We start from the raw sequence: 11,347 nt of genomic DNA, 5'->3' as shown, positions 1-11,347 counted from the left end.
ACGTTAATAATTAGTTTTGACCAGATTAGGCTTTTTATGTCGCGCGACATTTTAGTTTCGAAGCCTATTTTGTTAAATATTTCACGAATTGAGCGTATTTCAACCGGTGTTTTTCCGTTAATTGTACCGATTATAGTTTCTCCGCGGCCGCAATGGCGAATTTTACCGATATCAATTAGAGTTGCTCCTTCACTAGTGATTCCTGCGATTACCCTTTCCTCTCCGACTATTTCGGAAATAATTTCGATATTCCCTATTCCATTTTGTAAAGTTAAAATTTTAGTATTTTGGTTCAGGAGAGGCTTGATCTGTTCGGTAGCCTGCTTTGTATTGAATGATTTTACGCAGATAATTATTAGGTCAGCTTGACCGATATTTTCTATGTTAGTTGTAGTTCTAACTTTAGCCTGCCAGGAGCCTGATGAATTTTCCAAAATAATCCCTGTTTCATTTATTTTTGCAGCAGTTTCTTTATTTTTATCTAAAAGCCAAACATCTTCTTTTGTTTTTGTCAAAAATGCTGCAATTAAGCATCCTATTGCACCTGGCCCGACAATAACAATTTTCATATGATCCTCTTTCCTTTATCCTACTGCTAATTCCAATTTGTTAATCAACTTCTGAGATTTTAGTTCTTTACCAAGGTGAAAATTTAAAAATGAATTCAAAATCAAGTCAAGTTCCTTCTTTATCTGAGGATTGATTCCTAGATTAAGGCTGGTGGTAAAACTATTTTTCTCAATATGTAAAACAGTGGCAATTGTGCCACGGAATATCGCACGAGCAGTAGGATCTTTTGTTATACAGGATGGGCAAAGCAGGCCTCCGAGTGAGAGGCTGAATTTAGATTGGCCCATTATTCTATCCATACAGGAAACACAGGAGTCAAAATGAGGTTTAAATCCTGAAAGATTAAGCATTTTAATTTTAAAGATAGTTGCGATTTTTTCAGGATTATAATTTGTCTCAAGTTCTTTGAGACTGGCTAGTGCTAAATTGAAAATTTCCTCATTTTTATCCTCAGGCTGCATTACGGAATTAATCAGCTCCATCATAAAACCCGCAGTAGTTGTCCTTTCTATATTTTTTCTTACCCCGGTGAAATTTTCTATTTTATCTGCCTGACTAACCAGGTGTAGATTAGAGTGAGTTTTTCTGTAGAAGATAATCTCGTTTAATGAAAAAAGTTCTAAGTTTGAGGCGAATTTTTCCGGTTCTGTGCGGATTCCTTTTAGTATTCCGTTAATTTTTCCAAATTCTTTTGTATAAAGATCAACAATTATGGATGTTTCTCGTAAGTCACGTTTACTTAAGACCAAGCCGCAGGCTTTATCTATCGACATATTTACTTTCCTTCTTTCGCATAATTTTTATTTGGCTTTTAGTGTGGTCATCAAATCCAAGTATGTGGAGTATCCCATGGGCGACATAAAGTAATAGTTCATAATCGCAGGTAGTGTTAAAATTATGTGCTTGTTTTATTGCTTTGTCTGTAGAAATCATGATATCAGCTAGGATTACTTTTTTTCTGTCCCCTAGATTAAAGGCCAAAACGTCGGTTGTGGTGTTATTTTTAAGAAATTTTGCGTTAAATTTTTTTATACGCGCATTATTTACAAAACAAATATTTATCCAGCCTGATTCTTTTACTTTTTCCCCTTCAACGATTTTACGGATCAATTTTTTTATCTTTGAGGCATGGATAGGTAGTTTATTTTGGAGATTTTTTATGGTTATTTTCACCCCGCACCTTCTTTCTTATTTAAATTATAAGACCCTACGCCTTCAATATTTTAATAATTAGAAGGTGTAAGGTTCATCCTAGGTTTCTTGGGGATAATTAACTCGGCTGTGATATATGCCGCTTAATATTTTACTAAAAACACCAGATATTTTTTCAATATCTTTAAGGGTGAGTTCACATTCATCAAGTTGCCCGTCTATAAATTTATTATTTATTATTTTGTGTACCATTTCTTCAATTTTGTCCGGAGTAGGGTTTTTTAATGAGCGTGTAGCTGCTTCCACTGAGTCTGCCAGTAGTACGATTGCTGTTTCGCGGGTTGTGGGTTTTGGGCCAGGGTAGCGAAAACCCTCTTCGGTTATTTCTTGGTCCTCTTCTTTACCTTCTAGGGCTTTTCGATAAAAGTAATAAACTAGGCTATTACCATGATGTTGTTGAATAAAATCCCATAGTATCGGGCTTAAACGATATTTTTTAGCAAGCTCCAACCCTTCTTTTACATGGTTCATGATGATTAATTTGCTCATGGTTGGTGAAAGAGTGTCATGAGCGTTTTTTCTTATATCCTGATTCTCGATAAAATATTCCGGTTTATTCAGTTTTCCGATATCATGATAATATGCGCCTATTCTGGCTAGTAGGCCGTTGGCTCCTATAGCAGAACAAGCAGTATCTGAAAGATTGCCTACGATTAGGCTGTGGTGGTAAGTACCAGGCGCCTGAAGAGTCATGCGTTGTAAAATTGGCTGGTTAGAGTCTGCTAGCTCTAGAAGGCTGATATTAGTTACTGTGCGCAATAAATATTCAAATAACGGTAGGATACCCAGGGTGATTACCCCACAAATTAAGCCGTTAAGTAGGATTATTAGGTACCTTTGGGATTGATTGATCCAGAGGTATTCAAGAAGGACTAAACTGATTAATTGTGCGATCCCTGCGATAAATCCAGCTTGGATTACTTTTGTACGTTTGCGCGCTCCATTTACCAATAGTATAGCGCAGGAGGAGGAGGTTATGAAGATGAGCCAAGCTTTAAATGGTTCTGGGCTCAAAATTGCCAGCGACAGAGATGTTCCTAATGATAAAAAATAAGCTACCCCAAGATTATTAAAAAGAAGAACGCTAAGCATCGGGACAATTGTGATCGGGACAAAATAAATCGATATTCCATTTTTGAGTAAAGTATAACCGGCAAAAAATGAGATCAGGTATAGAAAACTTAAATTTGCCAGGCCCGCATTTTTAGTCACAGAAAGTTTTTTGTAAAAACATATATAAAGGATGATTAAAAAAAATGGTATAGCTGGATTTATATGGATAATATAACTAAAAAAGAATATAAATATGCCTATTCCCGCCAGGTTAATGTTGTTTTTATTGAATAATTTCTTCATGGTAAAAAATTACTTATTAAAAATCATATAAAGTTATTGTGGAGCGATTTTTTTGTATGCTTCAATAATTCTTTGTACTAGTGAGTGCCTGACTACGTCAGAACCGCTAAAGTAGATAAATTTGATTCCGTTAATTTCTTTAAGTATATCTTGGGCCTGGAACAGCCCAACGGGCTTGCCTTGGGGCAGGTCACTTTGAGTCATGTCTCCGGTAATCACCGCTTTGGAATCGAAACCTAAGCGGGTTAAAAACATCTTCATCTGTTCGGCAGTACAATTTTGGGCTTCGTCTAGAATGATAAAGGCGTCATTTAATGTCCTGCCTCTCATATAGGCAAGTGGGGCAACTTCAATTATTCCGGTTTCGATATATTTTTCGATACGTGCAGGATCCATCATATCATATAAGGCGTCATAAAGTGGCCGCAGGTATGGCGAGATTTTAGCTTGCATATCTCCAGGGAGAAATCCCAATGATTCTCCTGCTTCTATTGCTGGCCGGGTCAAAATTATCCGGCGCACCTGTTGTTTTTTTAACTCTTCAACTGCACAAGCCATAGCAAGGTAAGTTTTTCCTGTTCCTGCTGGCCCGATACCAAAGACGATGTCATTTTGTTGGATTGCCTCAACGTATTCTCTTTGTCCAGTAGTTTTTGGCCCAATCTGTTTGCCTGCGCAGGAGCGGGTAATCCCTGTGTCTAATTGTTTTATCTGTGAAGTTTTTGAGCCATTTTTCAGATTGGAGATTAAATAAGCCAAATCATTTTGGCTTATCTCCTCATTTCCTGCACGAAGCCCCGCAATTAAAAATTCCAATAATTCGCTTACTTTTTTGACCTTCGCTGCGCTACCGCTTAATTTTAAGTGTTCCCCGCGTAGGATAAGCTTAACTTTAAATTCATCTTCTATGCTTTTAATATTGGCATCATGGGCCCCAATAAGGTCTTGAGCTTCTTTTTGGGATTGCAGTCTTATTATTTTATCCATTAAGGGCTATTTAAGATTTTCTTTTGGTTCTGTAGTTTTTTCAGTTTTAATTTTTAACTCGTCAGTAGAAGGAATCTTTAGGGTTTGACCGGGGTAGAGTTTATCCGGCCCGCGTAGAACGTCTTTGTTTGCCTCGTAAATCTTGGTCCATTTTTTAGTTGTTCCGTAGAATTTTTTAGAAATCTTTTGCAATGTGTCATTTTTACCTACGGTATATTGTTCAAAGTTCTCATTTGTGCCTTCAGTTTGTGTTTCTTGTTCTTGGACAAGTACAGGTTCTTCTGTGCTAGCAGCTGCCAGTGGGGTAGCTGCTGGGCAGCTTTGATTAGTTTTCTTAGCCAAGCCCAGTTCTATCTCGAAGACTCTAGTGGTGCGGGTAGTTGCTCTTTCTTTGGGTTCGGGAGCTTGTCCCATAACATAGCCCCGGTTACCTGATGACGAAGACAAATCCTGATCAACTCTGTCGCGGGTTAAATTGTATGTCCTGGCGATGCATCCGGATAAAGCCAAGGTTGATGTTAATACGCAAATTCCTGCAAGTTTAAACCTTTTCATTTTACATCCCTCCTTTTTTAATAATCAAACTTAATTCTTTTAATTGTTTATCCTCAACATCTGATGGTGCATTAGTTAATGGGCAAAATGCAGCTGAAGTTTTAGGAAAGGTAATAACTTCGCGAATACTTGATTCTGCAGAAAGTATGGATAATAATCTATCTAATCCAAAAGCAACCCCTCCATGCGGAGGAGCACCGAACTGAAAGGCTTCCAGGAGAAAACCAAAACGCGCCAGTGCTTCCTCTTTTTTGATTCCGATAATATCGAAAATTTTTTCTTGGAGTTCCTGACGGTGGATTCTTATTGAGCCTGAGCCCAGTTCCATTCCATTTAAAACCAAATCATATGAACGAGATTTGATACGTTCGGCGGCGCACGCCTCAGTATCAATCTTGAGCGCAGTCGAAGGATTGATTTTATTCAGGAGTTTATCCAGGAGACCCAAATCTTGTGTGTTTGGCGCGGTAAAAGGATGATGCTCGCTAACCCACCGTTTTTCTTCCGCGTTGAATTTAAAGAGCGGGAAATCCACAACCCAACAGAAAGCAAACTCAGTTTTTGTCTCAGCCCGCAGGTCAGGTTTATCCGATTTATATTTTGAGGCAGCCTCTTCGTAGCTTATGCGTGCAAAAGGCGTCGGGATATCGGTATTCTTTAATTCCTTAAAAATTAATTTCATTAATCCTTCGGTTAAAGTAAAAATATCCTCCTCATTTATAAATGACATTTCAATATCCAACTGGGTAAATTCCGGTTGGCGGTCGGCGCGCAGGTCTTCGTCTCGGAAACATTTGGCAATCTGATAATATTTTTCGATTCCGGCAACCATAAGTATCTGTTTGAATAATTGTGGGGATTGAGGCAAAGCATAAAATTGTCCGGGATTTAATCTTGAGGGGACCAAGTAATCACGGGCGCCCTCAGGGGTGGATTTGGTAAGTATCGGTGTTTCGCATTCAATAAAATCTTTATCCGCTAAATAGCTGCGGATAACTTTATAAAGGTTGCTGCGCATAAGCAGATTATTAAAAACTTTATTTCTTCTTAAATCAAGATAACGGTATTTAAGGCGGATTTCTTCGGTTATCTCAATATCATCCTGGATTTCAAATGGCGGGGTAAGGCTTGGATTTAATATCTCCATCTCTTTAGCCAAAATTTCTATTTGGCCGGTTGCCAATTTTGGATTAATTGTTCCGTCAGGACGTTTATTTACTAAGCCCGTTAATTTAATTACAAATTCGCTTCTTAACTCCTGTGCTATTTTATAAGCCTCCCCTGATTCTTTAGGGATAAAAACTACTTGAGTAAGGCCATAGCGGTCGCGGATATCGATAAAGATTAATTTACCATGGTCGCGCCTGTTAGCTACCCACCCGCAAAGTGTAATCTGTTTTCCGGTGTCTTCAGCAGTTAGTTGGCCGCAGGTATGTGTTCTTAGCATTTTAATTCCTTAGTTAGGTCTTCGATTTTTACTTCTTTTTGGGTACTTTTTGACATATCCTTAAGGGTGATAGTATTGTTTTTTAATTCATCGTCTCCTAAAATTAAAACTAAATTTGCTCCTGAATCATTGGCAGTCCGTAGGGCACCTTTTAAGGATTTATTAAGGTAATCCGTATCACATGCAATATCGGATTTACGTAATTGATCCAGTATTTTTATGCCGGCATTTTTTGCAGCTTCTCCTAGCGTAATCAGGTATACTAATTTTTTTTGCGAAGTTTCTTTTAAGGCTCCTTTTGCCAGAAGTAACCTTTCAACACCGAAAGCAAAACCGATTCCCCCAAGTTCAGGGCCACCTAATTCATGAACTAAATTATTGTAACGGCCTCCTGCGCCAATAGCATCTTGGCTACCTAAATCATTGTGCGTGATTTCAAATACTGTGCGGTTGTAGTAATCCAAGCCCCGAACAAGCTGATCCTGGATTTGAAATGGTATGCCTAAAATGTCCAGGCCTTTTTTTACTTCGTTAAAATGCGATAAGCAATCCGGACAAAGATGTGATTGGTTGAGAAAAAGAGTTTTTACAATTTTTTGACAGCTTTGGTTTTTACAGTCCAATATCCTTAACACATTATTTTTTAACCTTTGTTGGCAATCAGCGCAGAGATCCTTTGATTTTTTCTGCAGATCTTCCTTTAGCTTTAAGCTTAAGGTTTGTTTGTCTTTTGAACAGCCCAGGCTATTGATTTTAATTATATAACCTGAGATGCCAAAATCCTTAAGTAGGCAAACGGCTAAAGCAATTGTTTCAACATCAAGCCCTGCATCTTGTGAACCGATTGCTTCGCAGCCAATATGATGGAATTGGCGTAATCTTCCTTTTTGCGGACGTTCAAGGCGAAACATTGGCCCGATATAATATAATTTTAAAAAACCAGATGTTTTATCTAAGTTATTTTCCAGATAGCTGCGTATGATTGAAGCGGTGCCTTCAGGACGCAAGGCATAGACATCTTCTTGGTTATGCATATGGCCCTTCCTAAAAGGTGTAGTAGAGGAAGGCCTATCCTTGTGGATAAGGAACATTTGTTTTTGAACGATTTCAGCGGTTGTACCAAGAGTACGGTTGAAAAGGGAAGCTTCTTCGATTATCGGGGTTCGGATTTCTTGATAGTTATAAAGTGAGAATATTTTACGTGCTTCTGTTTCGATTCTCTGCCAAGAAAATGCTTCCTCAGGCAGGATGTCTTTAGTACCCGGGATTCTTTTAAACATTAGTTATTTTTTGTTTTTAAAAAAGGTTTACTTAATTTTCTGTTTCATTTCCAAGCCAGCTTTGAAGATGACTACTTTTCTGGGCGGGACAGGAATGACCTGGTTGGTTCGTGGATTTCTGCCTGTACGGCTCCTTCTCTGTTTAACTTTAAAAACACCAAAATTGCGCAATTCAATCTTTTCACCCCTAACTAAGGCATCGATAATGCAATCAAAGGTCTTTTGCACCACTTCTTTAACATCTATTTGTTTTAAATTACTATCATCGGATACTTTTAAGACAATATCTTTTTTCGTCATCTTAATTCCTCCTTGTCCTTAGGGACAATTCCAGCACAATTACAATAAGACTTGTTCTATTATAAGCACAGAATGTTATTGCTAAGTATAATAACAGCAAAAAGTTAGGGTGTCAAGGAAAAATTGTAAATCTGGGGGACGGTTCTATTTTCCTTCGTTTTTGAGATGGTTGGAAAAATAGAACCGTCCCCCAGATTCTATAAAGCTAGATTACTAGTGATAAACGTTCCTCACCTAATAATTCATCTAAATCCTGAATAAGTTTTTCACTAGGGCTAACATAGAGTCCTTCTCCTACAACCAGATGAACACGGGATTTTGCAGGCGTATCAAGGCGTAAATATACGGGAGTGTTCCCTCGGTAACCGGTAAGTAAGGTTTTTAAGGATTCAAAAATGTTCTCTCTTATGCCAGATAGATTAATATTCATTGCGGTAATCAATTTATAAATTTCTTCAAATGGCAGCATATCTTCGACGATTATTTTTGGGGTTTCTTCCTTAAGATCTAGTACGCCACGGATATGCACGATACTGTTTGCTTGAATATAAGAATTTATTTTATTAAAGGTGCGAGGAAAAACCAGCGCTTCGACTGAACCTTCCAGGTCTTCTAGTTTTAATATCGCCATTTTTTCTTGTTTTGCACGGGTAACTGTGTGTTTTATCTTAACGATTAGCCCAACCATTTTAATTATATCTTGGTCTTTATGTTCATGTAAACTAGAGGTTGAGCAGGAAACGAAACGTTTGAGTGCTTTGGCATAACGTGCAAGGGGATGGCCGCTTACATAGAAACCCAGCATATCTTTTTCAAAAGCAAGCAATTGTGGTTCGGGCCACTCATTTACATCAGGTAAACTATTTGCAGTCTTTTTAAACCCAGTTTCTTCCATAGCTTGGTCAAAGAATGAAAGTTGGCCGCTTGATTTTTCTTTTTGAACCTTTTGTGCTCCCTCTAGTGTTACATCTAGGTTAGCTAGCATACCGGCTCGGGATTTACCGAAATAATCCAGTGCTCCGCATTTAATAAGGCTTTCTAAGACCTTACGGTTTGCCAATCTTAAATCGAGTCGATGGCAAAGATCATCCAGTGTTTTAAATTTTTCGTCTCCTCTGGCTTTTACAATAGAAACAGAGGCGCCGTGGCCAACATTTTTTATAGCTGAAAAACCAAAGCGTATGGTTTTTTTATCATCTACCTTAAAGAGTATGTCACTTTCATTTATATCCGGAGGCAATACTTTTAAACCCATACGGATTGATTCATTTACATATTCGACGATTTTATCAGTATTATCACGTTCTGAAGTGAGTAAAGCACTCATAAATTCCACGGGATAATTTGCTTTTAAATAGGCGGTGCGGTATGAGATTAATGCGTAGGCTGTGCTGTGGCTCTTGTTGAAACCATAACCCGAAAAGTATTCTATTAGATCGAATATCTTACTGGCAGTGCTCTCTTTAATTGAGTTTTTGATACAGCCATTAAGAAAATTTTTCCGCTCCTTTTCCATAACTTCTGGAATTTTCTTTCCCATTGCTTTTCGTAAAATATCTGCTTGGGCCAGTGAAAATCCCGCAAGGGAAGAGGCAATTTGCATGATTTGTTCCTGATAAACCATAATCCCATAGGTTTCTTTGAGGATAGGTTCTAGTTTTGGATGTTCATATTTGATAGGTGTTAATCCATGTTTGCGTTTCATGAAGTCGTCAAGCATCCCTGACCCAATCGGACCGGGGCGGTAAAGTGCAAGAAGGGCGATTAAATCCTCGAAGCGTTCAGGTATAAGTTTTTTAAGTAAATCGCGCATACCAGAACTTTCAACTTGGAATATCCCAATAGTGTGGCTTGAGGCTAATAATCTGTAGGTATTTTGATCATCAAGAGATAATTTTTCAATATCGATTTCGATACCATAATTTTTTTTAATAAGTTTTAAAGTTTCATCTATGACGGTGAGGGTTCGAAGGCCAAGAAAGTCAACCTTAAGCAGCCCAATTTTTTCTAGGATTCCCATACTGTAACCAGTAGTGATTTGATCATCGCTAGTTTTAAATATAGGCATATAATTGTTTAAAGGTTTGTCAGCAATAATTACTCCTGCAGCATGAACTGAGGCATGACGGTTTAATCCTTCAAGGGATAAAGCAGTATCAACAAGTTTAGTTATTTGAGAATCATTTTTATAAAGGTTATTTAGCTCAGGTGTGCTCTCAAGTGCTTTTTTAAGTGTCATATCAAGTTCTGCCGGGATTAATTTTGCGATACGATCCACATCGGCATAAGTAATTCCCATAACCCGTCCAACATCTCTGATTACGGCGCGGGCCTGCATGGTTCCAAAGGTAATAATTTGTGCTACATTTTCCTGTCCATATTTACTGGTTACATAGTCGATAACTTCTTGCCTGCGTTCATAGCAGAAATCAATATCGATATCCGGCAGGCCTAAACGCTCTGGATTAAGGAAACGTTCAAAAAGTAGGCCGTATTTTAACGGGTTAAGATCTGTAATGCCCAAAAGAAAACTTACCAGGCTTCCAGCAGCGGACCCTCTTCCGGGGCCTACCGGGATCCCTTGACTTTTTGCATGATGGATAAAATCCCAAACAATCAGGAAATAACTGATAAAACCCATATTACGGATAATTCTTAATTCATGATCAAGGCGTTTTTGTACTTCAGGGGAATTTTCTAAGTTTTTATTCGCTAAGCCGTTTTGGCAAAGCTCAAGAAGGAACTCTTCCTTATCTTTTCCCTGTGGTGGAGTATATTTGGGTAGGTGCATTTTTCCAAAATCTAACTCTAGATTGCAACGTTTGGCGATTTCCACAGTATTACTTAAAGCTTGGGGGAAGTCTTTAAATAATTTTTTCATTTCCTCGGGAGAAGTAAAATAAAATTCTTCTGTTTGAAAACGCATATGTTTAGGGTCATCAAGCGTAGTTTGAGTTTGGATGCACAGCAATGCTTCGTGTGCTTGGGCTTTGTTTTTAGTTGGATAGTGTACGTCGTTGGTAGCAACTAATGGGATTCCTAATTCTTTAGAGATTTTGAGCAATCCTTGGTTTGCTATTTGCTGTTCGGGTATGGAGTTACCCTGTATTTCCAGATAGAAATTTCCTTTTCCAAAAATATTTTGGTAAGTATCAGCGGTTTTTAAAGCGTCGTTGAAACGTTTTTGTAAGATAAGCGAAGCAATTTCTCCTTTAAGGCAGGCGCTTGAGGCGATTAATCCCTGAGAGTGTAAGGAAAGAACTTCTTTATCGATACGCGGACGGTAATAAAATCCTTCTAGGTAGCCGATTGATACCAATTTCATTAGGTTGTGGTAGCCTTCTTCATTGCGGGCCAGGAGTATTAGATGGTTGGCAGCATCTTCTATGCCGCCCCCTTTATCCAGCCTACTTTTAGGGGCCACATATACTTCGCAGCCAATAATTGGTTTAATTCCGGCTTTTTGTGCTTCAATATAGAATTCAATTGCGCCGAACATATTTCCGTGGTCAGTAATGGCAAGGGAATCCATTTTGAAACTTTTAGCAATGGTTAATATCTCAGGTATGCGGCAGGCTCCGTCGAGAAGGCTGTATTGCGTATGTAAATGGAGGTGAATAAATTCGGAATGAGACATAAT

Annotated in this window: 10 protein-coding genes; all 10 read right to left on the bottom strand. The window is 38.3% G+C overall.

Going from position 1 to position 11,347, the window contains the following annotated elements:
• The coding region (locus PHC29_06765) for a 2-dehydropantoate 2-reductase (protein MDD5109186.1) at window positions 1-569 on the bottom strand (569 nt) is incomplete at its 3' end.
• A 15-nt stretch (window positions 570-584) separates the two neighbouring features.
• Entirely contained in the window at window positions 585-1,343 is a 759-nt protein-coding gene (recO, locus tag PHC29_06760; protein MDD5109185.1) for a DNA repair protein RecO, read from the bottom strand.
• Window positions 1,330-1,743: an rRNA maturation RNase YbeY gene (gene ybeY / locus PHC29_06755; GenBank protein ID MDD5109184.1), complete on the bottom strand. Its 414-nt coding sequence runs from the start codon at window positions 1,741-1,743 to the stop codon at window positions 1,330-1,332. Before ybeY ends, recO begins: the two co-directional genes overlap by 14 nt.
• Before the next feature lie 78 nt (window positions 1,744-1,821).
• Window positions 1,822-3,138 carry an HDIG domain-containing protein gene (locus PHC29_06750; GenBank protein ID MDD5109183.1) on the bottom strand — a complete coding sequence of 439 codons (1,317 nt, stop codon included), beginning with the start codon at window positions 3,136-3,138 and terminating at the stop codon, window positions 1,822-1,824.
• 33 nt (window positions 3,139-3,171) lie between these two features.
• Window positions 3,172-4,125, bottom strand: a complete 954-nt coding sequence (locus PHC29_06745; protein MDD5109182.1) for a PhoH family protein — start codon at window positions 4,123-4,125, stop codon at window positions 3,172-3,174.
• Window positions 4,126-4,131: 6 nt separating this feature from the next.
• Window positions 4,132-4,680, bottom strand: coding sequence for a LysM peptidoglycan-binding domain-containing protein (locus tag PHC29_06740; GenBank protein ID MDD5109181.1), 549 nt, complete (start codon window positions 4,678-4,680; stop codon window positions 4,132-4,134).
• Between the two features lies 1 nt (window position 4,681).
• Complete coding sequence (gene aspS, locus PHC29_06735; protein ID MDD5109180.1) at window positions 4,682-6,127, bottom strand: aspartate--tRNA ligase; 1,446 nt, start codon at window positions 6,125-6,127, stop codon at window positions 4,682-4,684.
• Entirely contained in the window at window positions 6,121-7,407 is a 1,287-nt protein-coding gene (gene hisS / locus PHC29_06730; GenBank protein MDD5109179.1) for a histidine--tRNA ligase, read from the bottom strand. Before hisS ends, aspS begins: the two co-directional genes overlap by 7 nt.
• 27 nt (window positions 7,408-7,434) lie before the next feature.
• Entirely contained in the window at window positions 7,435-7,707 is a 273-nt protein-coding gene (locus PHC29_06725) for an integration host factor subunit beta (protein MDD5109178.1), read from the bottom strand.
• A gap of 205 nt (window positions 7,708-7,912) precedes the next feature.
• Window positions 7,913-11,344 (bottom strand): DNA polymerase III subunit alpha, encoded by a 3,432-nt coding sequence (locus PHC29_06720; GenBank protein ID MDD5109177.1) that lies wholly within the window; start codon window positions 11,342-11,344, stop codon window positions 7,913-7,915.
• Window positions 11,345-11,347 lie beyond the last annotated feature (3 nt).

It is taken from the genome of Candidatus Omnitrophota bacterium (assembly GCA_028712255.1).
In the GTDB taxonomy this organism is placed as follows: Bacteria; Omnitrophota; Gorgyraeia; order Gygaellales; family Profunditerraquicolaceae; genus UBA6249.
The sequence above is the reverse complement of the archived record's forward strand: the minus strand, read 5'-3'. Positions and strand labels throughout refer to the sequence as shown.